This is a genomic window from Idiomarina sp. UBA3176, assembly GCF_002364295.1.
GTDB lineage: Bacteria > Pseudomonadota > Gammaproteobacteria > Enterobacterales > Alteromonadaceae > Idiomarina > Idiomarina loihiensis.
Genome location: NZ_DEXU01000024.1, coordinates 1 through 26434, shown reverse-complemented (window position 1 = coordinate 26434; position 26434 = coordinate 1). Strand labels below are relative to the sequence as shown.

Annotated in this window: 23 protein-coding genes and 1 other RNA gene; 17 read left to right on the top strand and 7 right to left on the bottom strand. The window is 48.8% G+C overall.

Translation table 11 applies throughout. The annotated features are described in order from the left end of the window. Nucleotides 1-42 precede the first annotated feature (42 nt). From B2U97_RS11535 to phoU, 8 genes are all read left to right on the top strand, one after another. The gene (locus B2U97_RS11535) at nt 43-960 is read left to right on the top strand and encodes an AEC family transporter (RefSeq protein ID WP_011235340.1); all 918 of its coding nucleotides are present in this window, start codon (nt 43-45) and stop codon (nt 958-960) included. 94 nt (nt 961-1054) lie between these two features. Beyond that, a complete protein-coding gene (gene phoB, locus B2U97_RS11530) occupies nt 1055-1741 on the top strand; it encodes a phosphate regulon transcriptional regulator PhoB (protein ID WP_011235339.1) in 687 nt (228 codons plus the stop codon). Between the two features lie 17 nt (nt 1742-1758). Next, complete coding sequence (gene phoR / locus B2U97_RS11525) at nt 1759-3054, top strand: phosphate regulon sensor histidine kinase PhoR (protein ID WP_011235338.1); 1296 nt, start codon at nt 1759-1761, stop codon at nt 3052-3054. A gap of 97 nt (nt 3055-3151) precedes the next feature. Continuing rightward, entirely contained in the window at nt 3152-4129 is a 978-nt protein-coding gene (locus B2U97_RS11520) for a PstS family phosphate ABC transporter substrate-binding protein (protein WP_272988153.1), read from the top strand. Nucleotides 4130-4291: 162 nt separating this feature from the next. Further along, a complete protein-coding gene (locus B2U97_RS11515) occupies nt 4292-6556 on the top strand; it encodes an ABC transporter permease subunit (RefSeq protein ID WP_286824386.1) in 2265 nt (754 codons plus the stop codon). Between the two features lie 23 nt (nt 6557-6579). After that, a complete protein-coding gene (gene pstA, locus B2U97_RS11510) occupies nt 6580-8235 on the top strand; it encodes a phosphate ABC transporter permease PstA (RefSeq protein ID WP_286824384.1) in 1656 nt (551 codons plus the stop codon). Between the two features lie 59 nt (nt 8236-8294). Then, a complete protein-coding gene (pstB, locus tag B2U97_RS11505; RefSeq protein ID WP_034822279.1) occupies nt 8295-9113 on the top strand; it encodes a phosphate ABC transporter ATP-binding protein PstB in 819 nt (272 codons plus the stop codon). 10 nt (nt 9114-9123) lie between these two features. Continuing rightward, nucleotides 9124-9843 carry a phosphate signaling complex protein PhoU gene (gene phoU / locus B2U97_RS11500; protein ID WP_034822281.1) on the top strand — a complete coding sequence of 240 codons (720 nt, stop codon included), beginning with the start codon at nt 9124-9126 and terminating at the stop codon, nt 9841-9843. On the opposite strand, the gene serA is transcribed toward phoU, so the two are convergent. From serA to B2U97_RS11485, 3 genes are all read right to left on the bottom strand, one after another. Next, a complete protein-coding gene (serA, locus tag B2U97_RS11495; RefSeq protein WP_286824377.1) occupies nt 9840-11066 on the bottom strand; it encodes a phosphoglycerate dehydrogenase in 1227 nt (408 codons plus the stop codon). The two genes, phoU and serA, sit on opposite strands and share 4 nt — an antisense overlap. After that, entirely contained in the window at nt 11066-11737 is a 672-nt protein-coding gene (rpiA, locus tag B2U97_RS11490) for a ribose-5-phosphate isomerase RpiA (protein WP_011235331.1), read from the bottom strand. Before rpiA ends, serA begins: the two co-directional genes overlap by 1 nt. Before the next feature lie 73 nt (nt 11738-11810). Continuing rightward, a complete protein-coding gene (locus B2U97_RS11485; RefSeq protein ID WP_286824370.1) occupies nt 11811-12398 on the bottom strand; it encodes a 5-formyltetrahydrofolate cyclo-ligase in 588 nt (195 codons plus the stop codon). Nucleotides 12399-12448: 50 nt separating this feature from the next. On the opposite strand from B2U97_RS11485, the gene B2U97_RS11480 reads away from it, so the two are divergent. Further along, nucleotides 12449-14020, top strand: a complete 1572-nt coding sequence (locus B2U97_RS11480) for an amidohydrolase family protein (protein WP_286824368.1) — start codon at nt 12449-12451, stop codon at nt 14018-14020. Between the two features lie 3 nt (nt 14021-14023). Here B2U97_RS11480 and ssrS read toward each other — a convergent pair. Together ssrS and zapA are read right to left on the bottom strand one after the other, a co-directional pair. After that, nucleotides 14024-14208, bottom strand: a non-coding RNA gene (gene ssrS, locus B2U97_RS11475) — 6S RNA. Nucleotides 14209-14243: 35 nt separating this feature from the next. After that, nucleotides 14244-14555 (bottom strand): cell division protein ZapA, encoded by a 312-nt coding sequence (zapA, locus tag B2U97_RS11470; protein ID WP_011235328.1) that lies wholly within the window; start codon nt 14553-14555, stop codon nt 14244-14246. 133 nt (nt 14556-14688) lie between these two features. On the opposite strand from zapA, the gene B2U97_RS11465 reads away from it, so the two are divergent. From B2U97_RS11465 to B2U97_RS11450, 4 genes are read left to right on the top strand one after another with little or no spacing between them, the layout of a single operon-like run. Further along, entirely contained in the window at nt 14689-15255 is a 567-nt protein-coding gene (locus tag B2U97_RS11465; protein WP_011235327.1) for a UPF0149 family protein, read from the top strand. A gap of 24 nt (nt 15256-15279) precedes the next feature. Further along, nucleotides 15280-16602, top strand: a complete 1323-nt coding sequence (gene pepP, locus B2U97_RS11460; protein ID WP_286824364.1) for a Xaa-Pro aminopeptidase — start codon at nt 15280-15282, stop codon at nt 16600-16602. After that, a complete protein-coding gene (gene ubiH / locus B2U97_RS11455) occupies nt 16584-17750 on the top strand; it encodes a 2-octaprenyl-6-methoxyphenyl hydroxylase (RefSeq protein WP_286824360.1) in 1167 nt (388 codons plus the stop codon). Before pepP ends, ubiH begins: the two co-directional genes overlap by 19 nt. Beyond that, the gene (locus B2U97_RS11450; protein WP_286824358.1) at nt 17747-18925 is read left to right on the top strand and encodes an FAD-dependent oxidoreductase; all 1179 of its coding nucleotides are present in this window, start codon (nt 17747-17749) and stop codon (nt 18923-18925) included. Before ubiH ends, B2U97_RS11450 begins: the two co-directional genes overlap by 4 nt. A gap of 283 nt (nt 18926-19208) precedes the next feature. Here the strand turns inward: B2U97_RS11450 and B2U97_RS11445 are convergent, their stop codons facing one another. Beyond that, nucleotides 19209-20051 (bottom strand): LysR family transcriptional regulator, encoded by an 843-nt coding sequence (locus B2U97_RS11445; RefSeq protein WP_286824357.1) that lies wholly within the window; start codon nt 20049-20051, stop codon nt 19209-19211. A gap of 141 nt (nt 20052-20192) precedes the next feature. Here B2U97_RS11445 and gcvT point away from each other — a divergent pair, with 141 nt between their 5' ends. From gcvT to B2U97_RS11425, 4 genes are all read left to right on the top strand, one after another. Then, nucleotides 20193-21272, top strand: coding sequence for a glycine cleavage system aminomethyltransferase GcvT (gcvT, locus tag B2U97_RS11440; protein WP_286824356.1), 1080 nt, complete (start codon nt 20193-20195; stop codon nt 21270-21272). Between the two features lie 50 nt (nt 21273-21322). Then, nucleotides 21323-21712 (top strand): glycine cleavage system protein GcvH, encoded by a 390-nt coding sequence (gcvH, locus tag B2U97_RS11435; protein WP_153849677.1) that lies wholly within the window; start codon nt 21323-21325, stop codon nt 21710-21712. 125 nt (nt 21713-21837) lie between these two features. Continuing rightward, the gene (gcvP, locus tag B2U97_RS11430) at nt 21838-24726 is read left to right on the top strand and encodes an aminomethyl-transferring glycine dehydrogenase (RefSeq protein ID WP_110014099.1); all 2889 of its coding nucleotides are present in this window, start codon (nt 21838-21840) and stop codon (nt 24724-24726) included. Between the two features lie 134 nt (nt 24727-24860). After that, a complete protein-coding gene (locus B2U97_RS11425) occupies nt 24861-25472 on the top strand; it encodes a tyrosine-type recombinase/integrase (protein WP_088767559.1) in 612 nt (203 codons plus the stop codon). A gap of 170 nt (nt 25473-25642) precedes the next feature. On the opposite strand, the gene B2U97_RS11420 is transcribed toward B2U97_RS11425, so the two are convergent. Further along, on the bottom strand, nt 25643-26434 hold a 792-nt coding region (locus B2U97_RS11420; protein ID WP_286824337.1), incomplete at its 5' end, for a hypothetical protein.

The following is a 26434-nucleotide window of genomic DNA, read 5'->3' as shown; positions in this document are numbered from 1 at the left end:
CAGGCTACACTATAGCGGTCACTCTCAACCTATCTGTACGCTATGATCAACCTCGCCGTATTGGGGCTCTATTTACTTATTGGTTTTATCCTCAAGCGTACCGGCAAGTGCCCGGAAAACAGCGCGCAAGTTCTTAATCTCTATGTTATTTACGCTGCCTTACCTGGCGTTATTTTCAGTAAAGTTCCGGCTCTGGAGTTTTCCACTGATCTGCTAATTCCGGTTGTTATTCCCTGGGTTCTCTTAGCCTTTAGTGCTGTTTTCATATGGTTGTTAGGGCGAGCTTTTAAATGGCCCCGGGAAGTGGTTGGCGCGTTACTTATCTGTGTGCCACTGGGCAATACTTCGTTCTTTGGCTTTCCGATGATAGAAGCCTTTTATGGCAGTGACGCTATTGTCTATGGCCTGTTATACGATCAGTTCGGTTCCTTTTTTGGTCTGGCAATTTACTCGACCATTGTTATCGCCCTGTATCGCGAGCAGGACAATAAACCCACAGTGGCCAGTGTTACCCGTCAAATTGTGACATTCCCGCCTTTTATCGCGCTCATTATTGCGTTGTTAACGAAATCTCTGGTTTATCCGGAAGTTTTTCAGCGGCTTATTGACTCGTTGGCGGTGACTTTAGTGCCGGTTATTATGATAGCCGTGGGTTTTCAGTTGAAATTTCGCCTGCCTAAGGGCAGTAAAACACCATTAACGATAGGTTTATTGACGAAACTGGTTCTAATGCCCCTGATTACCGTTGGCTTATTGTATGGTTTCGGTTTTGACAGCACCCTGGTTCAGGTGACTATTTTTGAAAGTGCTATGCCGCCTATGATCACAGCAGGAGCAGTGGCTATTATGGCTGGGCTGGCGCCGCGTTTGTCGGCGGCTATGGTCGGTTACGGTATCTTGTTTGCCTTTGTTTCCTTGCCCATTGTTTACCAATTATTGCAGTTGCTCTCTGCGCATTGATATAAGAAATTTGACAGAGATGTGTCTAGATTCATAAAAGTGTCATATTCTTTAGTAATAATTGAACCATCAGTTCATATTAGGGAAACAATGCATGTCACGTAGAATTCTAATTGTTGAAGATGAAGCGCCTATTCGTGAGATGTTGAGCTTTGTTATGGAACAACACGGTTATCAAGCTGTGGAAGCCAACGACTTTGACGCTGCTGTCGATAAAATTGCCGAACCCTATCCGGATATGGTGTTACTGGACTGGATGCTTCCGGGCGGCTCAGGTCTGCAGCTGGCTAAAAAAATTAAAGGCGATGATTTTACCCGTAATATTCCTATCATAATGCTGACAGCAAGAGGCGAAGAAGAAGATAAAGTTAAAGGCCTGGAAGTGGGTGCTGATGACTATATTACCAAACCTTTTTCCCCAAAAGAGCTTATGGCCCGCATGCGCGCCGTTTTTCGCCGCGTTGCGCCAACCGTGCTCGACGAACCGCTGGAAGTTGAAGGCTTAAAACTTGATCCGGTATCGCACCGTATTTCGGTCGATGACAAAGGCATTGATATGGGCCCGACAGAGTTCAAACTACTGCACTTTTTTATGACACACCCGGAGCGGGTATACAGTCGTGAACAGCTGCTGGACCACGTTTGGGGCACCAACGTGTATGTGGAAGACCGAACTGTTGATGTTCATATTCGCCGTTTGCGTAAAGCCCTGACCGAACATGGTTATGACCGTTTGATTCAAACGGTTCGGGGAGTTGGCTATCGTTTTTCAAGTCGCTAAGCGCAGGCTGATTTAGTATGGACAGGAACTACTCCAACTGGCAGTCACTGACCAGTCTTGCCTTATTCCTGCTGCCGTTTTTATTTATTGGCTGGCTGTTTGACCTGTTCTGGCCGGTAACGGCTCTGGCCCTATTAGGACTGGTTTGCTGGCACTATTACTACCAGCAAAAGCTTATTAAGTGGTTATGGCAAAGCCGTACCTTAATGCCGCCTTCCGCGCCGGGCAGTTGGTCGTATATTTACGACGGTATTTATCGCTCGCAGCGGCGCAGCCAAAAACGTCGTAAGGCTTTAGCGCGCTTATTACGCCGTTTTCGTGAAGCGGCTGAAGCTTTGCCTGACGCTGCTATTGTGTTCCGTGCTGACGGCGCGTTGTTGTGGAGTAACAAGCTGGCGCAGTTCTATTTTGGTTTGCGTTGGCCGGACGATGCCGGACAGCGGTTATCGAACCTGATTCGGCATCCTGAATTCTATGCCTACCTGAACGCCGGTAATTTTGACGAAGAACTGACGATTCCTTCACCCATTCGCGAAAGCCTGGACATTGAAATTCGCATTATGCCTTACAGCGAAGACCAGTTTCTTCTGGTTGCCCGTGACGTCACTCAGGTAAAACGCCTTGAGAACTTACGTCGTGAGTTTGTGGCTAACGTGTCTCATGAACTGAAAACGCCGCTGACAGTATTACAGGGTTATCTGGAAATGATGGATGAGCCGCAGCAGACGCCACCGGCTATGCTGAAAAAAGCGGTCGAGAACATGAATGCGCAAAGCACTCGTATGGCTAATCTGGTAGATCAGTTACTCACCCTGTCGCGCATGGAAACGCCAAGTAATGATGTCTTTGATCACGAAGTGGATATGCCAGCTTTGCTGGAACAGTTAGAGTCTGAAGCGAAGCGTTTAAATGAAGTGAAACAACATAAAATTGAGTTTGACGTTGCGCCCGTGCGAATTTACGGCAAGGAAAACCTGCTGCGCAGTGCGATGCAGAATTTAATAACCAATGCTATTAATTACACACCCGACGGCGGTGAAATAAAAGTCACCTGGAAAACCGTAGCCGGTGGTGTTGAGTTCAGTGTTAAAGATAACGGTAAAGGTATTGCTGCAGAACACTTGCCGCGCCTTACCGAACGTTTCTACCGGGTTGAGGATGATCGCAACAGTGCCAGTGGTGGCACCGGGTTGGGGCTGTCGATAGTGAAGCACGCAATAGAACATCACAACTCGCAACTAGACATTAATAGCTCGCTGGAAAAGGGCAGCCGTTTCTCATTTCGTATACCGAGCGGGCTATTAGTCAGTTAGTCATAAAATTTTCATATTGTCATAAAGTTGTCACATAACCGTCTTAAACTGACCACAATTCGAAAACAGTTCAATAACCCTTAGAGGTGAATACACTATGTTTCAATCAACTTTGAACAAGACATTAACCGGTTTAGTGGTTGCAGGTTCACTGGCGTTCAGCTCGTTAGCTGCGGCAACTGACGATTTACCAGAATACGAAAAAGTCAGCGGTTTATCAGGCAACTTGTCGTCAGTGGGTTCTGATACCCTGGCTAATATGGTGACCTTCTGGAGTGAAGAGTTTAAGCGTAACTACCCAAGCGTAAACATTCAGGTTCAGGCGGCAGGTTCTTCAACAGCGCCTCCGGCCTTAACTGAAGGCACATCAAACTTCGGTCCTATGAGCCGTGCAATGAAGTCAAAAGAAATAGAATCTTTTGAAAAACGCCACGGTTACAAACCAACTCCGGTTCGCGTTGCAATTGACGCCTTAGCGGTATTTGTACATAAAGATAACCCTATTGAAGGTCTGACGATTCCAGAAGTTGATGCTATTTTTTCATCAACTCGTAAGTGCGGCCTGAATGAACAAGTGAACCGCTGGGGCGACCTTGATATGGACGGTGAATGGAGCAACCGCGACTTACAGCTCTATGGTCGTAACTCGGTATCCGGCACCTATGGTTATTTTAAAGAAATAGCGTTATGTGACGGCGACTTCCGTTCGAACGTGAACGAGCAGCCGGGTTCAGCGTCTGTGGTGCAGTCAGTTTCTACCTCAATTAATGCGATTGGTTATTCCGGCATAGGCTATGTGACGTCAGGCGTTAAAGCGGTACCTATCGCTAAAGCCGAAGGTCAGGAGTTTATTGGTGCAACCGCTGAAAATGCGTTGGCAGGTCAGTATCCATTAGCTCGCTTCCTGTACATTTATGTGAATAAGCATCCGACTAAACCTTTGGGTAAAGCGGAAGGCGAGTTCCTGCGCATGATTTTGTCAAAAACAGGTCAGGATATTGTCAATAAAGACGGTTACATCGGGTTACCAAATGCGGTAGTTAAAGCTGAACTGAAGAAGCTTGGCTTAGAGTAATTTTTCCCTGAAAACGAATAGCCGGTAGCTTGCTGCCGGCTTTTTTTATAACTATTACTGCATTATTAAGAAAATATGACAGTGGTGTAACAATACTGTCACATTATTCAACTAAACTGTCTGCAGACTTTTAGTAACGCGTATTCAAACTTGAGGTTTCTGATGGCATCACTGTCAGCTCAACAACTAGCCGCTAATCGGGGCCGATTATTTAAAGATCGTGCCGCACGCTATGGTGTCACCTTAGGTGGTATTATGGTGTTGGTAGCGCTGTTGCTTATCTTTTTCTATCTACTTTATGTTGTCCAGCCTATATTCCGCTCAGTTGATTTAACTGAACAACAAAGCTTTTCTTTGCCAAACAGCGAAGGAGTCAGTGCTGTTGGTATGGAAGAGCAAGCCGAAATAGGATACCGCCTGATGCGTTCAGGGGAGTTCCAGTTTTTCGCTTTAAGTGATAAGCGAGCAGCAAACCGTGAAGCGGGCGATATAATCAGCTCTAAAGCAATTGTAGAAGCTGATAAAGTGACCAGTTTCGCAAGTAGCTTGCCGGTTAATAAACAGTATGCGTATGGACTGGATGATGGGTCCGCGGTAGTCGTCGAGCCTAAGTTCAGGGTGACTTTTGCTGAAGACCCGAAAACTGGTATAGCCGAGCGTACCATTACCCCAAGAGTTGAAGTGCTTAATAATGGTGACCCTCTTACCGTAGCTGAAAATGGCCAGCCTTTAGAAAAGCTCGCTTACGATACCGATGGCGAAGCGATGTTGTTTGCTGCGGTGCAGAATGGCAACAATCTATTAATTACCAAGTACGCTGCTGAAGAAAACTTTATGACCGGTGAGATCAGCTTAAAGCCAACGTTTAGCCAGGTCAGCCTTAACGGTAGTATCGATGACCTGGTGGTTACTCCTGATTTGCGTCAGGTGATGGCGCGTCGGGGCAACCGAATTCACGTGTTTGACGTCGGGTTAACCGGCAACGTCAAAGAACGGGAATTGATGATAATTGATGCGCGCGAGCAAGGAGACGCCACCGGTATGTACCTGCTTGCGGGTGCCAGCTCTATTTTAGTTACCCACGACTCCGGGCTTATTACTCAGTGGTTCCAGGTATCAACTGATCAGGGGCGCGAGTATCAGTACATTCGTTCTTTTGATGTCGGCTCTCCGGTTGAAAACATTGAAGTAGAATATTATCGCCGGACCTTCTACACGGTTTCTGAAAATGGCGACCTCGGCATTTTCCATACGACCTCAGAAGCCGATCTCTATCGCGGTAACCCATTAGAGTCCAAGCTGCAAAACGTTATGGTCGATCCGCGAGCTAATTATCTTATTATGCAAAGTGGCGACCGCTTCAGTGTTTTCGATGTTGATAATGAACACCCTGAGGTAACCTGGAGCGCTATGTGGCAGGAAGTCTGGTACGAAGGTTACCCAGAGCCTGACTACACCTGGCAGTCAACCTCCGGCTCCGACGACTTTGAATCTAAATTCAGTTTGGTGCCTATTTCTTTCGGTACTATTAAAGCTGCCGCCTACGCAATGTTGTTCGCAGTGCCTATTGGCTTAGCTGCAGCGGTTTATACAGCCTATTTCATGTCGCCTTCGGTACGTAAATACGTAAAGCCAACGGTAGAAATTATGGAAGCTTTGCCTACCGTTATCCTCGGTTTCCTGGCTGGTCTCTGGTTGGCACCTATTATAGAGAGGTACCTGCCCGGGCTAATAGCCGTTCTGCTGCTGGTACCCGCGACAATAATATTGACCGCATTTTTATGGTCCAAGCTGCCGCCGAATATTCGTAACACCGTAACCGACGGGCGCGCTGCGTTGTTGCTTATACCCATTATTTTGCTGGTTGGCTGGTTCTCCTTTGGCCTGAGTCCCTGGGTTGAGGAAGTTCTGTTTGACGGTAATGTGCGTGGCTATTTAACCAATGAACTAGGCATAACCTTTGACCAACGTAACTCGCTGGTTGTGGGTATCGCCATGGGCTTTGCGGTTATTCCAACCATCTTCTCTATTGCCGAAGATGCGGTATTCAGTGTGCCTAAGCATTTATCTAATGGCTCTTTGGCATTGGGTGCTACCCCATGGCAGACACTGACTAAAGTCATTTTGTTAACTGCAAGTCCGGGAATTTTCTCGGCGGTTATGATGGGTCTGGGGCGCGCTGTGGGCGAAACCATGATTGTTCTGATGGCTACCGGTAATACGCCAATTATGGACTGGAACATCTTCGAAGGTATGCGCACCTTATCTGCCAATATTGCGGTCGAGATGCCGGAATCAGAGGTTGGTAGCTCGCACTACCGAATCTTGTTCCTGGCAGCTTTTGTGCTGTTCATATTTACCTTCTTCTTTAACACCATTGCTGAATTTGTCCGTCAACGCTTGCGTGACAAATACAGCTCGATGTAATTCCGGAACAGAGGTTTATAGCAATGAATACATGGTTTAAATCCGGAAAGCCCTGGATCTGGTTAACCGCCGGTTCAGTTAGTATCAGTCTGATAGCCGTTATCGGGCTGGTGCTTATGATTGGCTGGCGCGGGCTGTCTTTTTTCTGGCCTTCAGCTATTCACGAAATGTCTATTGAACAGGCTGACGGTTCAACGCGTACGTTAATTGGCGAAATTTATGAAAGCGAGTCGGTGCCAACTTCACGAGTGAGTGACGCCGGCACTATCATGGACGGCTATGAAGAAGAGGAAGTGACTCGTTACCTAATGAAAATTGGTAATCGTGAGTATGTGCCTCTCGATTTTGCCTGGGTGTTAGGGCCTGCGATTCGTGCGGACGAAACGCCAATTGATCTGGCCGTTATTGAACGAACCAAAGATGGTAACTTTTATGGTTATCCAGTTGCGATTGAACAGCAGGGGGAGCGAGTTGCGACACAAGGCAACTTGCGTGAAGAGCTGTTTCAACGCATGGAACGAGCGGTAGAGCTTAATGAAGAAGCCATGGCGCTGCAGGAAGGCGAAATAGGTGCGGTTAATTACAAACTAAACCAGCTCAATCTTGAGAGCCGCAGTCTTGAGCTTGAGGGGAACTTAACTCAGGAAGCCATGGACGACATTGAACGTCGTCGCGAAGAGCTGCATAACGAGTATCTTGAGTATGAAAAAGAGCTGTTTGCACTGCGCGATAAAGCGGGTCGTGATTCATTAATTATGCGCGACATGCGCGGTGAGGAAATTAAAGTACCGATGTATCAGGTGCTGGATGTGAACTTCTCTAACGACATGGGCTTTTTCTCAAAAGTAGGGCACTTTTTCCAGCAAATTGGTAAGTTTGTGTCAGAGCCACCTCGCGAAGCGAATACCGAAGGCGGGGTGTTCCCGGCAATTTTCGGTACCGTGTTCATGGTGCTGTTAATGTCGATTATTGTGACGCCTTTTGGTGTTATTGCGGCCGTCTACTTGCACGAATACGCGGGTAAAAACGCCGTAACCAAGCTGATTCGTATAGCGGTTATCAACCTCGCGGGTGTGCCATCTATTGTTTATGGTGTGTTTGGTTTAGGTTTCTTTGTCTACATGGTGGGCGGTAGTCTCGACCAGGTGTTTTATCCGGAAGCCTTGCCCAGCCCGACCTTTGGTACGCCAGGCGTCCTGTGGTCTGCGGTAACTCTGGCTATTCTGACGTTGCCGGTGGTAATTGTATCGACCGAAGAAGGTTTGTCTCGTATTCCACCCTCGTTGCGCGAAGGCAGTTTGTCTTTAGGTGCCACTAAGTGGGAAACCATTTGGCGCATTGTTCTGCCTATGGCGTCACCGGCTATTATGACCGGTTTGATTCTGGCCGTTGCCCGTGCTGCAGGTGAAGTTGCACCATTGATGCTGGTGGGTGTGGTTAAGTCGGCGCCTATGTTGCCGCTGGACGGAAACTTTCCTTACTTCCATCTGGACAGAAAATTTATGCATCTGGGCTTTCATATTTACGACGTAGGCTTCCAGAGCCCGAACGTCGAGGCTGCCCGGCCGCTGGTTTACGCTACGTCTTTCTTGTTGATAACCGTTATTGTCGGTTTGAACTTAACAGCCATTGGCGTACGTAACCACTTACGTGAAAAATACCGCTCACTTGAGCATTAATGTTGAACGCGACAGTTGAACACGACAGTTTTGATGAATTAGCGAAAAGGTCTGAACTTATGATTTCGGTAAATCCGAGTACAAGCAACTTAGAAAAGCTGGACTTACACAACTTGCCAGCAGAACAGACTGCTTTAGATATTAAAAACCTGGATCTTTACTACGGTGAAGATCAGGCGTTGTATGACATTTCTATGCGCATTCCGAATAACCGCGTAACCGCGTTTATCGGGCCATCGGGTTGTGGTAAGTCAACGCTTCTGCGCTGCATTAACCGCATGAACGACTTGGTTGAAATTTGTCGTATTGAAGGTCAGATTGATATGCACGGCCACAATATTTACGACAAGAACGTTGATGTAGCAGCGCTGCGTCGTCGTGTTGGTATGGTGTTTCAGCGCCCGAACCCGTTTCCTAAGTCTATTTATGAGAATGTGGTTTATGGTCTACGCTTACAGGGTGTAAAAGACAAACGGGTGCTGGACGAAGCGGTAGAAACGTCACTGCGTGGCGCAGCCTTATGGGACGAAGTAAAAGACCGCCTAAACGCCAGTGCGTTCAGTTTGTCAGGTGGTCAGCAGCAACGTCTGGTTATTGCGCGTTCTATTGCCATTGAGCCGGAAATTCTGTTGCTGGACGAACCAACGTCAGCTTTGGATCCTATTTCGACTTTGACCATTGAAGAGCTGATCACCGATTTGAAAGACAAATATACCGTGGTAATTGTTACGCATAACATGCAGCAGGCCGCGCGCGTTTCAGACCAGACAGCGTTTTTGTATATGGGTAAACTGATTGAGTACGCCGATACTGATACTCTGTTTACGACCCCGTCTGAGAAGCAAACAGAAGATTATATTACCGGTCGTTACGGTTAAGGAGAGTGTCATGGATAAGATGAATATGAACAAGCACATTTCCGGCAAGTTCAACGAGGAACTTGAGGCTGTGCGTAACCGTGTATTGAGCATGGGTGGCCTGGTTGAGAAGCAATTACAGGATTCACTTTTAGCAATTCAAAAAGGCGACGCCGAGCTGGCCGAAAAAGTGCTGAGCAGTGACCACAAAGTCAATAAGCTGGAAGTGCAGATTGACGAAGAGTGTGTGCATATTATTGCTAAGCGTCAGCCGGCTGCCAGTGACCTGCGTCTGGTTATTGCTATTATTAAAACCATTGCTGATTTAGAGCGTATTGGCGATGAAGCCGAGCGCATTGCTAAAGTTGCGAAAGAAAGCTTCAATAACGACCAGCAGCAGCTGTTGGTGAGTCTGGAAAACCTTGGGCAGCAAGTATTAAGCATGTTGCATAAAGTTCTGGACGCTTTCGCGCGCATGGATCTTGAATCGGCTTATGACGTGCATCAGCAGGACGAACAGGCTGACCGTCAATATGAAGCGCTGACACGCCAGCTTATGACTTACATGATGGAAGACTCTCGTTCTATTCCAAAAATCATGAATGTTCTGTGGTCTGCACGTTCTTTAGAGCGTATTGGCGACCGTTGTCAGAACATTGCCGAGTACATTATCTTCTTTGTGAAAGGCAAAGACGTGCGCCATGTCTCACCAGAGAGCATGGAACGCACGGTTATGGGTAAAAAAGACTAGAATAAGCGCCGGGCACGAATCGTGCCCGGAATGTCTTTCAGTTGCTGTAGTACATCGGCACCGTTATCGCTGTCGATGTCCATCACCACGTAGCCAACGTTCTCATCCGTTTGTAAGTACTGACCAACCACGTTAATTTCGTTGTCACTAATAATGCGGTTAATAGCGTTTAGCATACCCGGCTGGTTTTTATGAATATGCAGCAGGCGTTGTGCTGTTGCGTGTGTCGGCAGACTAACTTCGGGGAAGTTCACCGCAGACAGGGTTGAGCCGTTATCGGAATAACGCACCAGTTTTCCGGCTACTTCAACGCCAATGTTTTCCTGAGCTTCTAAGGTTGAGCCGCCAATGTGGGGTGTTAACAGGCAGTTTTTCAGGCCGCGTAAAGGCGACAGAAACTCATCGCTGTTACCTTTAGGTTCAACCGGAAACACATCAATAGCCGCGCCGGCCAGGTGCCGTGACGACAAGGCTTCGGCAAGAGCGTCGATGTCTACAACCGTTCCGCGCGAAGCGTTAATCAGCAGGCTACCTGGCTTCATCCGCTCAATTTGGCGGCGGCCTATCATCCATTGGGTTTGTTCAGTTTCCGGTACGTGCATAGTGACGATGTCGGCCTGTGCCAGCAAGTCGTCCAGCGTGGCTACCGACTGAGCATTGCCCATAGGCAGTTTGTCTTCAATATCAAAGTAACGAATATGCATGCCCAGTTGCTCGGCCAGAACACTGAGCTGACTGCCTATGTGGCCATAGCCGACGATGCCCAGTATCTTTCCGCGTGCCTCATAAGACTGCTTAGCCGACTTCAGCCAGCCGCCTTCGTGGGCTACGGCATTTTTTTCCGGAATGCCGCGCAACAACATAATAATTTCGGCTAAAACCAGCTCAGCAACACTGCGGGTATTTGAAAATGGCGCATTAAAAACAATAACACCGTGCTTTTTTGCCGCTTCTAAATCAACCTGATTGGTACCAATACAGAAGCAACCCACGGCAATGAGCTTTTCGGCAGCGGCAAACACACGGTCGTTTAACTGGCTGCGCGAGCGTATACCCAGAATATGGGCGTCTTTAATTTTTTCGCACAGCTCGTCTTCGCTTAGCGAAGTCTGCAGTATTTCCAGATTATGATAGCCATGATGCCGAAATAGCTGAATGGCGCTTTCGTGAACGCCTTCCAGCAGCAAAACTTTGATTTTGTCTTTTGCCAGGGATATCTGCATTAGCCACTTACCTTCAGGGTTTGTACTCCGTCTTCACGAGCAATTAAAGCGATATCAGCGCCGCGCTGGGCAAACAGCCCGTTAGTGACCACGCCGACAATATTATTCAGCTCAGCTTCAAGTTTCATTGGCTCCATAATATCGAAGTTATGCACATCGAGGATCCAGTTGCCGTTGTCGGTAGTAAAACCCTGACGCCACACCGGGTCGCCGCCCAGTTTCACAATTTCACGGGCAACGTAAGAGCGCGCCATGGGAATAACTTCAACCGGCACCGGGAATTGACCCAGGCGGCCAACCATTTTGCTTTCATCTGCAACGCAAACAAACTTCCTGGCTACTGCGGCAATAATTTTCTCGCGCGTTAATGCGCCACCGCCGCCTTTAACCATTTGACCGTGCTCAGTAATTTCGTCAGCCCCGTCTACGTAAATGGGTACCTCCACAACCGAGTTAAGCTCAAACACTTCAATGCCGTGCGATTTCAGGCGCTCGGTTGAGGCTTCAGAGCTGGATACCGCACCCTCTATGTCATGCTTTCGTTCGGCCAGGGCATCGATAAAAAAGTTTACCGTTGAGCCGGTGCCGACTCCGACCACAGTGCCGTCTTCAATGTATTGCATAGCAGCTTCTGCTGCCGCTTTTTTGAGTGCATCAGCGTTGCCTGACATGAGCGTTTTTCTCCGTTTGTTTTTTATACGCCAGTATAAGGAATTTGTTGGTTTTTATCGACGTTTCTTTGCTTCAGAAACGCCAGTGTTTTGCCGGTGTTATCACTTCCGGCAATGGAATGTCCCAGCTCTCGACAGGAATGCTTTGAACCAGTTGTTCGTTATAGCTTAACCCTACGGGTGATAAGTTGGGTTGATAACCGTTGTGCCATTGAGCCAGAGTGCGATCATAATAGCCGCCGCCCATACCCAGCCGGTTACCGTTTTGATCGAATCCGACAAGAGGCATCAGCAGTATCTGAATGTTCGATAGCGGCACCACGTTCTGTACGTTTAATTCGGGCTCCTGAATACCGTACTTGTTGAGCGTCATTGGGGTATCAGGAGTATAGCGTAAAAACAGCAAATGACCTTTAGCAAAAGGGTGAAGCACCGGCAAAACGGTGTTAAACCCCAGTTGCCACAGTGTTTCAATAACGGGAAAGGTCGGCAGTTCACCGTCAAAACTTTTATATACGGCTACTGTGGTTTGTTCTGGTTGCAGATGACTTAAACGCTGTTGCAGTCTGTTGGCAACCTCGCGCGCCGCCGTCTGTTGCTGTTCGGCGGGTAAATTGCGGCGAATCTGCTGTAACTTGCGTCGGAGATTGTGTCGGGTCATGCTAGAGTCTGCTTTTAGAAAAACGCTGAAGAATGGTCTGAGGATAACCGATGAAAACAATAAAAACGATAGCTTTAGCCATGGTTGCCATGGCTTTTACGGTTGCAGCCTATGCTGTGCAAGCGCCACCTAAAGCCCCGGAACGTGACCGTGGCGAAGGTCCATACGAACGCCTTATTTTACGTGGCGGCACATTAATTAACGGTGAAGGTGCGCCGCCATTTGGCCCGGTGGATATTGTCATTGAGAACGACCGTATCGTGAATATTGTCAGCGTGGGTAACCCAGGCGTGCCAATTAAGCCGGAAGGGCGGCCCGAAGCGGGCGCTAACGACAAAGAACTGGATGTCAGCGGCAAATACATTCTGCCCGGCTTTGTCGATATGCACGGGCACATTGGCGGCTCGGCAAAAGGCATTCCGGCGGAATACGTGCTGAAGCTATGGTTAGGACATGGTATTACCACCATTCGAGAGCCGGGCAGTTTTAATGGCCTGGACTGGGTTCAGTGGCATGAGAAACGCGCTGCGGACAACCGCATTACGTCGCCGCGAATTATTCCCTACGTTGGTTTTGGACAAGGCTGGGATAAGCCCATTTATAATGGCGAACAGGCACGCGAGTGGGTTCGTTATATAAAAGACCAGGGCGCAAAAGGCATTAAGTTTTTCGGTGCTTCGCGTAAGGTTATGGAAGCGGCGCTGGACGAAGCCAACAAGCAGGGCTTAGGCACTATGATGCATCATGCGCAGCTTAATGTGATGTCAATGAACGCATTAGATTCAGCACGTTCAGGCTTAACCTCAATGGAGCATTGGTATGGTTTGCCGGAAGCCTTGTTTGAAGAGCAGCGCGTGCAGGACTACCCGGCAGATTATAATTACAACAACGAACAAAACCGTTTTGAAGAAGCCGGGCGCTTATGGAAGCAGGCGGCAGAGCCGGGCTCTGAAAAATGGAACGCGGTGCGTGACGAACTCATTGAACTCGACTTTACCATTAACCCCACCTTAACCATTTACGAAGCCTCGCGTGACCTAATGCGTGAGCGTCAGGCCATTTGGCATGACGAATATACTCTGCCCCGGTTATGGGACTTTTTTGAACCCAGCCGCTATGCGCATGGTTCGTACTGGTTTGACTGGACCACGGACAACGAAATTGCCTGGAAAAAGAACTATCAGAAATGGATGACGTTTTTGAAGGACTTCCATGAAAACGGTGGCCGTATTACCACCGGCTCGGATTCAGGCTACATCTACAAAATTTATGGCTTTGGTTACATCCGTGAACTGGAATTACTGCGTGAAGCGGGTTTAAACGCGTTAGAGGTTATTCATGCTGCCAGCCTGGCGGGTGCTGAAGCACTGAATATGGAAGACGACATTGGTTCGGTGGCCATTGGTAAAAAAGCCGATATGGTCATTGTGAACGAAAACCCGATGGACAACTTTAAAGTGCTGTATGGCACCGGGCATTTTAAACTGGATGATAATAATCAGCCAATGCGTACCGAAGGTATTCAGTATACCATTAAAGACGGTATTATTTTCGATGCTCAGCAACTGTTGCAGGACGTTAAAGCCATTGTTGCTGAAGAAAAGGCGGATCGCCAAAAATGAGGGTGGCTTCCCAAGGTGCCGCTGCTGGCTGTAGCCCTTGAACCCATTGGTTCAAGGCGGGGAGCAAATGGTATCTGCCGTAGGCTTCCCGGTTCAAGCCGGGCTTGCTCATGGCAGGCCAGTGATCCCCTTTTAATACAAGCATCGGCTCAGGGACATAAGCCTGCTGGCAAACACCCCAGGAAACCGCAAAAGGGTTTACATTGTTGCTTTAGGTTAACCGTTAACGATTACGTTGTGAGCGTTGCTCACTCATAGCCTGTTCAATGGTTGCCTGAAGCAACTGAATTTTTTCTTCCAGCTTAGCAGTTTTTGCAGACTGTTCATTTTGATCCTGAATCCATTCATGACACAAATTCAGGGCTGTCATTACTGCTATCTGTTCCACATTGGTCAGTTGGGTCCGTTCCTTGGTTTCTTCAAGCCTTTCATTAAGCGCATCCGCCGCTTGCTGTAACGCACTCTCCTGCCCAATGGGACAAGCGACCTTGTAATTACGTTCCAGCAATTTTATATCCATGGTTTTTGCGGTCATTCAAAGACTCCTTGCAACTGACTCAACAGCGTTGATAACGGCATTATGGCATGAGCTACCGGTGTTTGTCAGCTAGCGATTACGTAAAGCCAGTGTTAGGATTAGGGCAAGATTAACCAAAGGCAGAATGTGAATGTCGACACGTTTTAATTATGACCGTTTAGTTGAGCTTTACGCTCAATACGATATGACGCCAAGTGCATCGGAAGTGCAGGGCATGTTAACCGGGCTAATAGCCACCGGTAGCGACGCCAAAAGCAATGAATTAATGATCTTAATGTCAGACCTGGCATATGACGGCCAGGGCTTGCCCGTCGAGCTGGAAAACTTGCTGCAACAGCAGGCTGAAGAAATTGAGCACTCGCTGGGCGACGAAGATTTAGGCTACCGCTTGTTGTTACCTGAAGACACCACGCCGTTGTCTGACCGCTTAAGCGCGCTGGCTGGCTGGGTTAACGCCTTTTTAGTGGGCTATGGTGTGAATCAGGAAAATATGACCAACTTAAGTGGTGACTTGAAAGAAGCCATTGAAGACATGGTCGAGCTGGCAAAAATAGAATTTACTGACGACGGTGATGAGGAAGAAGAACGAGCCTACACCGAAATTGTCGAGTATCTGCGTATTTCAGCCATGATGTGCTACACCGAGTTAGGCCGAAAAGAACAGCCCGCGAACCAGCCGCCTAAAACTTTACATTAATTACTGACGGAGTTGAGGTCGTTGATGAAAGACGTTATTCCGCAGGACGAATTTAACCAGCGCCGGCAGCAGTTATTGCAATTGTTGCCGACCAATTCACTGGCACTGGTTGCCGCCAGCAGTGAAGTTACCCGTAGCAACGATACCGAGTTTCCGTTCCGGCAAAACAGCGACTTTTTCTACTTAACCGGTTTTAACGAACCGGACGCTGTATTGCTGCTGATCAACGACAGCAACCCACGCAGTGTTTTATTCTGTCAGGACAAAGATCCAAAGCACGAAGTTTGGCACGGGTTGCGTCTGGGTTATGAAAATGCCGTTGAAGCCTTAGCTGTTGATAGCGCAGAAGACCTAGATACCTTGCCCGAGCGCTTACCCGAATTGTTGCAGGGCATTGAATCGGTTTTTTACCCCATGGGCGAAGACTCAATACTGGCCGAGTTAGTCAGCGAAGCTCGTGATGAAGTGAGTGTTAAAGCCAGACGAAGCGGCAAACTGGCACCTCAAAGCTTGTCTGATTTACGGCCTGACTTGGACGCCATGCGTTTAATTAAGTCAGCCGCAGAAATAGCGGTAATGAAAGAAGCGGCACGTATAAGTTCGGGAGCGTTTCGTCGCATTATGCGTTTTGTCGAAGACGGTAAGCACGAGTATCAGGTAGCGGCAGAGTTGCATCATGAGTTTGCTATGAACGGCGCTTTGCATCCGGCGTATGGCATTATTAGTGGCGGCGGTGCAAACGCCTGTATTTTGCATTACACCGACAACCGCGATGCTCTGCGCGACGGCGATTTACTGTTAGTGGATGCCGGTGCGGAATATCAGGGCTATGCCGCCGATATTACCCGCACCTTCCCGGTGAACGGGAAGTTTAATGAGCCGCAGAGCATACTTTACAATTTAGTTCTGAAAGCCCAGCAGGCTGCCTTTGCCGAAATAAAGCCCGGCAGCAATCTGGTTAAGGCAAGCGAAGCCGCAGCGCGGGTCATTAGCGACGGTCTGACGGAGCTTGGTATTTTAACCGGTGACGCCGAAGAGAACTTCAAAGAGCAGCGCTGGAAAACCTATTTTATTCACGGGTTAGGCCACTGGCTGGGTCTGGACGTTCACGATGTGGGGCGTTATCGCAACAGTGAAGGCGAGCCGGTTTCCTTTAAACCGGGCATGGTGCTGACGGTAGAGCCGGGCATTTATATTCCGGAAGACGCCGAGGTTGATGAAAAGTGGCGCGGCATTGGCATTCGTATAGAAGACGACATAGTGGTAACAGCCGATGGCTTTGACAACATGACCGCGGGCGTACCGAAAACCGTTGAAGAGATTGAAGAATGGATGAAAAGCCAGTAACTCAGGCTGATGTGGTTATAGCCGGAGGCAGCTTAGTGGGTGCCTTAACCGGCTTAATGCTGGCGCAGCAGCGGCCGGACTGGCGTATTGTGGTGTGTGAACCTCGCGCAGAAGGCCCGCCTGCTGACAAACGCATTATTGCGCTGGCAGCTGCCTCAGCAAAGCGGTTACAAAGCCTTGGTGCGCTCGATGGCATTGATACTACCCCAATAAAACACATTCATATTTCTGATCGTGGTTTTGCCGGCGCTGCGGAATTACACGCGGAGCATGAAAAAGTTGAGGCGCTGGGGCGCGTGGTTTCGGCTTCAGAGCTGGTCAATAACCTATACCTGAGTTGCCAGAAACAGCCTAATTTAAACTGGTTGTCCGGTGTGCGGCTGGAGTCGCTGAGACAGCATCTGGAGCACGTGGAACTCACTCTGGATAACGCGCAGAAATTACAGACTAAGTTGCTGATTGGCGCCGACGGCCAGAACTCGTTAGTGCGCGAACAGCTTGAATTAAAATCCGATACCTACGACTACGGTCAGTTTGGCTGCATTGCCACCTTAGACATGAAACAGCCCTTAAATGGCTGGGCGTTTGAGCGTTTTACCGAAGCCGGACCCATTGCTTTGTTACCCATGCAGAATTCGCAGGCCTCATTGGTGTGGAGCTTTACCGAAAAGCAGCGTGAAGCCGCCGAACAATGGTCAGATACTGAATTTTTGCACCGTTGTCAGCAGGCCTTTGGCTACCGCGCGGGCTTATTTACCGGGGTATCGAAGCGGGTTTTTTATCCGCTCATTTTACGCCGGGCTAAACGCTCAACCCATCACCGCAGTGTCATTATTGGTAACGCCTCGCATGCCTTACACCCAATAGCCGGGCAGGGGTTTAATCTGGGCCTGCGGGATACCGAAGTGTTGTGTGAATTACTGGCAACAACCGATGACCCCGGTCATTTCCGCGTTTTGCAAGGCTACGAGCAGAACCGCGAACGCGACTATCAGGCCATTATTAAGCTGACCGACGGCCTTGTGCGTGGTTTCTCCAACCATTATTTACCCACCGTTGTGGGTCGCAATAGTGCGCTGATGTTACTGCAGCATTGTTCGCCGCTGAAATCCGCCTTTGCACGCTTAACCATGGGGATGAAACCATGACCATGAAACGCAAAAAGTTAGATGTTGTGATTGTTGGTGGCGGTATGATTGGTCTGAGCCTGGCGATACGCCTGGCTCAACAGAACCGGCGAGTAATGGTGCTGGAAAGGCATTCGCAGCCTGAACTTTCTGACGAGCTGGCTTTACGGGTGAGCGCGTTGAATGATCGCAGTCGCAGCGTATTAAAAGACTGCGGTGCCTGGCCTTTAGTGCAGGAACACCGAAGCGGCCCCTACCAGAGCATGCAAGTGTGGGACAAAGACAGCCCGGCGCACATTGAGTTTTCAGCAAAGGAAATTAACGCCGAAGATCTAGGCGCTATAGTTGAAAACAACGTTGTTGAGCACTTTTTGTGGCAACGTGCGGAGCAGGCCGGTGTGGAGATATTACAGACGCAGCAGTGGACAATGGTTCACGGCGGCGATGAGTCTCACCCCGCGGAAATAGAAGTTGGTGAGTGGTTACTGTCAGCTGATCTAATAGTTGGAGCCGACGGTGGTCGCTCGAAAGTGCGTCAGTATGCTGAATTACCAATTTCCTTCTGGGACTACGGGCAGCAAGGAATTGTGGCGAACATTCGCACGGAACAACCGCATAATGGCGTGGCTCGTCAGGTATTTTTACCCACAGGGCCACTGGCGCTTCTGCCAACGCCTGACTCTCATACCGTTTCGATTGTTTGGTCTGCCGATGAAGATCTCGCCAGAAACTTACTTAATGAGCCGCCTGAGCGCTTTGCTAAACAGGTGGAAACAGAATCCGGTCGGGTATTAGGTGCCTGCGAGTGTGTGTCTGATATAAAAGCCTTCCCGCTTAGAATGCAGTATGCCCGCCAATGGTATCAGCATCGTATTGTTTTGGCTGGCGATGCGGCTCACACCATTCATCCGCTGGCCGGACAGGGCGCAAACTTAGGTTTTGGTGACGTGAAAGCCTTAACCGAGAAAATTGAGGGTGTGGATTTATCCTCGCTGGCGCAATTGCACCGCTCCTTGAGTGCGTATCAGCGTGAGCGCAAAGCCGACACCCAGCTCATGATAGCGGCAATGGAAACGTTCAAACGTGGTTTCGGCACAGCAAACCCAGTGGTAAAAGGCCTACGCGCTCTGGCTTTCGCACTGCCAAACAAACTCACCTTTTTAAAGCGCAAGCTAGCCGAAGTGGCTCTGGGCTAGGTGGCGGTGGTTGCTACATACTGGTCTGGGAGCCGCCCGTGAACCCATCCCTGGGGGGCTTGGGCAGCGCCATCCATGGCGCTGCACACTCCCTGACCAGTACGTACCAACCATAGGCGCCACCTATCCCGGAGCGCATCTCCCGTAGCCTGACGTTCACGTCAGGTGAGATATCGAACCCATCACCATCGCGTTATTATTCGAACGGCTCATCTGATCATTTAAGCACCTCACCTGATGCAATAGCATCAGGCTACCCGACATCCGACCGGGCATGTAATGTTCAAATCCTCGCTTTCAGATAATCCGCTAACTGAGAAGCCGCACTTGAAGTGCCGCCGGCCAGGCGCATAATGACGTTGACTGACCCAGGTGCTGGTAATTTCTTTCCATTAGCAAGCGCATCAATTACCGAAACACTGTCCGGTACCGTGCTACGGGCCAGTACGGTTATTCCCAAACTGCTGTGCAGTGCGGCGGTAAGCCCTGAGAAGTCGGTGTTGGTGTAGGTAATTCTGTAGGGTTGGTGTATCCGTTGCAGACTCTGTTCGGCACGGCGGCGGTAAATGCACCCTTCCGGAGCCACAACCAAAGGCAGGCTGGCTTGCTCAACCAATGCGGGGGAGCCCACCCAAACCAGCTCTTCGCGCTGAATCAAAACATCGCTTTTATTGGTTTGTTCGCGCAGTGCCAGAATAATATCGAACTGTTGCCCTAGCCCGGACAGTAAGTCTTTACTCAAAGCAGAAGTCACTTGCAGCGTAACCTGCGGGTAAACCTGAGCGAACTGACCCAGCACTTTGGGCAGCAAACTGGACGCGAATTCACTGGTAATACCCAGCCGCACTTTACCGCTAACCTGTTGCGGCTCGAACTGCGCCCAGGCCTGGTCATTCAGCGCCAACATACGCTGGGCGTAGTCAAACAGCACGTCACCGTCGGCGGTAAGGGCAAAGCCGCTGCCCTGGCGGGTTAGCAGTGCAACGCCCAGTTGCTGCTCAAGCTTTTTAAGCTGCAGACTAATAGCTGGCTGAGAACGCCCCATGCGCTCGCCGGCGAGTGTCATACTGCCCAGCTCAATCACCGCACTAAAACTGCGTAAGGCTTCTAAGGATAAATGTTTCATTGGTTCGCTTTATAAAGTCATTACTGGGTATTTGAAAAATTAATACCATTATAAGCATTATTGATTTTAAGTTTAAACGAATCACGCCTATAATTTGCGCCCATACACACGCACATAAAGTGAACAGAAAAGGAACACGGTATGGGTAGCAGAACGCCACTGTACGAAGCACACGTAAAAGCGGGTGCAAAGATGGTTGATTTTCACGGCTGGGACATGCCGCTGAACTACGGCTCACAAATTGAAGAGCACCATGCTGTACGCCGTGACTGCGGTGTTTTCGATGTGTCGCACATGACCATTGTTGACGTAGAAGGCCCACAGGCTCAGGCGTTTTTGCGTTACCTGCTGGCTAACGACGTTGCCAAGCTAAAAACCGAAGGCAAAGCACAATACACCAGCATGTTGAATGAAAACGGCGGTGTTATTGATGACCTTATTGTGTATTTCTTCTCAGAAACTGCTTATCGCATGGTTGTTAACTCAGCAACCCGCGACCGCGACCTGGCATGGATTGAAAAAGTCGCTGCTGATTTTGATGTCAGCACCAAAGAGCGTGACGACATGGGTATGCTGGCTTTGCAGGGCCCTAAAGCCGCTGACAAAATCCAGGGTGTATTAACCGCAGAGCAGTACGCAGAAATTGACGGCATGAAGCCTTTTGTCGGGAAAGACGTTGGCGATTACTTTATTGCGACCACAGGTTACACCGGCGAAAAAGGCTACGAAATTGTGGTTCCGGCTGAGCAGCTGGAAAGCTTATGGGATGCTCTGCTAAAAGCCGATGTGGCTCCTTGTGGACTGGGTGCTCGTGATACACTGCGCTTAGAAGCTGGCATGAACCTGTATGGTCAGGACATGGACGAGAACATCACGCCGCTGGAAGCCAATATGGGCTGGAGCGTAGCGTTTGAACCGGCTGACCGTGACTTCATTGGTCGTAAAGCTTTAGAGCAGAAAAAAGCGAAAGGTCATGACAAATTAGTCGGTCTTGTAATGGAAGAGAAAGGTGTACTGCGCCACGGTCAAAAAGTAACCGTTGAGGGTGGCGAAGGTATCATCACTTCTGGTACATTCTCGCCTACACTTAGTTTCTCAGTTGCAATGGCTCGCGTTCCATCCAGTGTTGGTGATACAGCGGAAGTGGAAATGCGTAAAAAACAAATGCCGGTGAAGGTGGTTAAGCCAGGTTTCGTCAGAAACGGTCAATCTGTTTTATAATCGAACAAGATTCAATACATTCCGGGTAACCCGGGTAGAAGGAAAGCAATATGAGCAATATTCCAGCAGATCTGAAATACGCATCAACTCACGAGTGGGTTCGTGACGAAGGCGACGGTACCTTTACTGTAGGTATCTCTGAGCATGCGCAGGAGCTTCTTGGCGATATGGTGTTTGTTGAGTTACCTGACGTAGGTGACAAAGTGGCAACAGGCGACGACATTGCTGTCGCTGAATCTGTAAAAGCAGCGTCAGACATCTACGCACCAATGACCGGTGAAGTGGTTGCGGTTAACGAAGACCTGGAAGATGCCCCTGAAACCGTTAACAACGACCCTTACGGTGACGGCTGGTTATTCCGTATAAAAGCAGATGACAGCAGCGAGCTGGACAACTTGCTGGACGCAAATACTTACGAGGCTTCAATCGACGAAGACTGAGGCCATTGGCGCATAGCACCAATGACACAGAGCGTCCTGAGCCCCGGAAATTAGCCGGGGTTCATTGTTTTTTGTATCCGATAAGTTTTCGATAAATTTCCGATAAATGTACGAGGCTGAGTTAAATGAGCAGTACTACCCTGACGCAATTAGAGCACCACGATGAATTCATTAGCCGCCATATTGGCCCAAGCGCCGATGAACAAAAAGCCATGCTGGCTGAGCTGGGTGTAGATTCTTTAGAAGCATTAACCAAAGACACTGTGCCTGGTGCGATTCTGCGTGAACCGTTCCTGCAAACAGGGGAGCCGCAAACTGAACGCGAAGCTCTGGCTCGTCTTAAAAACATCGCGAAAAAGAACCAAATTTGTACCTCGTACATTGGTATGGGTTACTACGACACCGTAGTGCCTAACGTTATTTTGCGTAACGTGCTGGAAAACCCGGGTTGGTATACAGCGTACACGCCGTATCAGCCGGAAATTGCGCAGGGCCGTTTAGAAGCTCTGCTTAACTTCCAGCAAATGACCATGGATTTAACCGGCCTGGATTTAGCCAGCGCCTCGTTGCTGGACGAAGCCACAGCTGCTGCCGAAGCTATGGCTATGGCGAAGCGTGTTTCTAAAAACAAAAAATCCAACGCGTTTTTCATTGCTGACAATGTTTACACACAAACGATTGACGTGGTTAAAACCCGTGCCGAATACTTTGGCTTTGACATTATTGTCGGACCGGCGCGTGAAGCCTCTGATCATGACGTGTTTGGTGCGTTGTTGCAGTACCCGGACAAGCAAGGCCAGCTGCACAACATTGAACAGTTAATTGGTGAGTTGCAGGAGAAAAAGGCCATTGTCGCCGTTGCTTCTGACTTAATGAGCCTGTTAATGGTGAAGTCACCGGGCGAAATGGGTGCCGACATGGTGTTCGGTAACGCTCAGCGTTTTGGTGTACCAATGGGCTACGGCGGTCCTCACGCCGCGTTCTTCGCTACCCGTGACAAGTTTAAGCGTTCATTGCCGGGTCGTATTATCGGGGTTTCTAAAGACTCGCGCGGGCGCCCTGCATTGCGTATGGCCATGCAGACCCGTGAGCAGCATATACGCCGCGAAAAAGCGAACTCGAACATTTGTACCGCGCAGGTTCTGCTGGCGAACATGGCGTCGTTTTACGCTGTGTATCATGGCCCTGAAGGCTTGCGTCGTATTGCCAACCGCATTCACCGCTTAACCGACATTGTTGCCTTAGGCATGCAGGACAAAGGCGTGAAGCTGGTGAACAGCCACTGGTTTGACACCTTAACCTTTGAAATGAAAGAAAACGCTGCAGACGTGTTAGCGCGCAGTAAAGCGCTGGGTCTTAACCTACGCGTTGACGGCGAAGGCGTGTTTGGTATCAGCCTGGACGAAGCCAAAACGCGTGACGACGTTGAAAACTTATTTGCCGCTCTGTTTGGCGACAACCACGGTTTAGACATCGACGTACTGGACAGCCGTGTTGCTGGCGGTGACGTTGAATCTATTCCAACTGACTTAGTGCGTACTTCTCAGTACTTGCAGCACCCGGTATTTAATGAGTATCACTCAGAAACCGAAATGCTGCGTTACATTAAAAAGCTGGAAAATAAAGATTTAGCCCTGAACCATTCCATGATTTCTCTGGGCTCGTGCACCATGAAGCTGAACGCCACCGCCGAGATGATTCCGGTGACCTGGCCTGAGTTTGGTCAGTTGCATCCGTTCTGCCCGGCAGAGCAGGCGCAAGGCTATTACGAGCTGGTTGAAACCTTGTCTGAATGGTTAATTGACGTAACCGGTTACGACAACATGTCGATGCAGCCAAACTCTGGTGCGCAGGGCGAGTACGCTGGTCTGCTGGCTATTCAGAAGTATCATGAAAGTCGCGGCGACGGACACCGCGACATTTGCCTTATTCCAAGTTCTGCTCACGGCACCAACCCGGCTTCAGCGCAAATGATCAACATGAAAGTGGTAGTGGTTGACTGTGACAAGCACGGCAACGTGGATATGGACGACTTAAAAGCCAAAGCTGAAGAAGCGGGCGAGAACCTGTCGTGCATTATGGTGACTTATCCGTCTACGCACGGTGTTTACGAAGAAGGCATTAAAGACATTTGTGACCTGGTTCACAGCTACGGTGGTCAGGTTTACATGGATGGTGCCAACATGAACGCACAGGTTGGCGTAACCTCACCGGGTTACATTGGCTCTGACGTATCGCACCTGAACCTGCACAAAACCTTCTGTATTCCTCACGGTGGCGGTGGCCCTGGCATGGGTCCTATTGGCGTGAAGCAGCACCTGGCTGAATTCCTGCCAAATCACTCCATTGTGAATATCGACGGGCCTAAAGCCGGTAACGGCGCAGTGTCTGCTGCTCAGTTTGGCAGTGCCAGCATTCTGACCATTTCATGGATGTACATTGCCATGATGGGCGGACGCGGCTTACGTGAAGCCTCAGAAACCGCTATTTTGAACGCCAACTACCTGGCTGAGAAGCTAAGCAAGCACTTCAAAATTCTGTATCGTGGCCGCAACAACCGTGTCGCGCACGAGTGCATTATCGACCTGCGCCCAATGAAAGACGTCGCCGGCATTGCTGAAATTGATGTGGCTAAGCGTTTGCAAGACTACGGCTTCCACTCGCCCACTATGAGCTTCCCGGTTGCGGGTACTATTATGGTTGAGCCGACAGAGTCTGAGTCTAAAGCCGAGCTGGACCGCTTTATTGAAGCTTTGGTCAGCATTAAAGCCGAAGCCGAGAAAGTAGCCGCCGGTGAATGGCCAAAAGACAACAACCCACTGGTAAATGCACCGCATACACTGGCCGACATTACCGATGCAGAATGGGACCGCCCATACGATCGCAAAACGGCAACCTACCCGGTTGAAGCCGTTGGTTACGATAAGTTCTGGCCAACCGTAAACCGTATTGACGACGTATTTGGTGACCGTAACCTGATGTGCTCATGCCCGAGCATTGAAGAGTATCGGTAAGCTTTGTGATGTAGCCTGACGTTCCACGTCAGGTGGGATGTCTCACCGAGGTGAATATGGAGCCCGCTTTTTAGCGGGCTTTTTACTCTTTTTAACGGCCATACTTAAGTCTCAGTACTAACTGGAGATTAATCATGGCAGTTCAACAAGCATATCCGTGGAATAAAAATCGAATTATAGGACAGAAAAAGCCACTCCAGATATCCCATATCTGGGGCATTCGCATACGCCTTGAACTTGAAGGGAAAGCAAGAGATTTGGCTCTTTTCAATCTAGGGTTAGATAGCAAGCTTAGGGGTTGTGATTTAGTAAAACTGAAAGTATCGGATGTTTCGTGTGGCCGTTCGCTGCTTACCAGAACTCACGTTGTGCAGCAGAAGACAGGTTGTCCAGTACAGTTCGAGATAACTCAAGGAACTAGAGATTCGCTATCCGCTTGGATCAGGCAAGCGAATCTATCAGAATCAGATTATTTATTTAGATCGAGAGTTACTGATGCAGAACATATCTCGACCCGCCAGTACAACCGGATATTTCATGGCTGGATCGAGAAACTAGGATTGGACAGTTCGCTGTACAGCACTCATTCAATGCGAAGGACCAAGCCATATCTTATCTATAAGAAAACTAAGAACCTCAGAGTTATCCAACTTTTATTAGGCCACAAAAAGTTGGAAAGCACTGTACGCTACCTCGGAATTGAAGTGGATGACGCGCTTGATATTTCTGAGTCAATTGAGGTCTAACTGTTAGTGGGCTGCTACGGCAGCCCCGTGCCAAAAGCCGAAGTAGATATAATTGTTAGTCTGAGGCAGATTATTTTACATAGCTTTCATTCATTACAGGGGTAATTTTCTTTTTTCACATTTCTCATCCACAAGGATTTAAATTTAAAAAACAAATATTAAGGCTCAAACTAATACATATAGACATCTTTTATTTTGCATCCAGCACCAGATATTTTTACACTATTAATTTCCTCGTAAGAGCTAAAGTCAAAGTCGAATTCAAATGTTCGTCTACTGCTCTCATTTGCATACAGAGAATGTGAACGACTTTCGGTCTCTGAGTCATCGTCGGTGTAATAATTATTTTTTCCTTCGTACTCTATTTCAACTTCACACTTTACGGATGCATCAATATAAGCATTGCCAGAGTAGTTAGTTTCAACTTTATAAGTTAAGTTTACTTCACAGCTGTTATAGTAATTCCCAGAGTAATTTTCATCGCAGTCAAGCTCTCCATCTAATACGGCTACACAAACTTCGGCACCGGTCTTGTATTCGATCTCGCAGTGCCCTTTCTCCTTTTGGCGTTGTTGGTACTCAACAAGCTTTCTTTTCAATTCAGCTTCTTTTTGTAGCTCACCATCTGTCATTTTAATGCAATTACTACCCGATGCTTTGAAGCCGCTATTGCATGTCCAGCCTTGTGGGGAGTACTCATTAATCCTCGCATTTTGAGGTACTTTTACTTCGTTACATTGGTTGCCTTGTCGCTTATAGCCGCTATTACATGACCAGCCTTGTGGAGAGTAGTCATTAATCTTCGCATTTTGAGGTACTTTTACTTTGTTACATTGGTTGCCTTGTCGCTTATAGCCGCTATTACATGACCAGCCTTGTGGAGAGTAGTCATTAATTTTCGCATTTTGAGGTACTTTTACTTTGTTACATTGGTTGCCTCCCTGTGTGTCAGCATGGTGTTG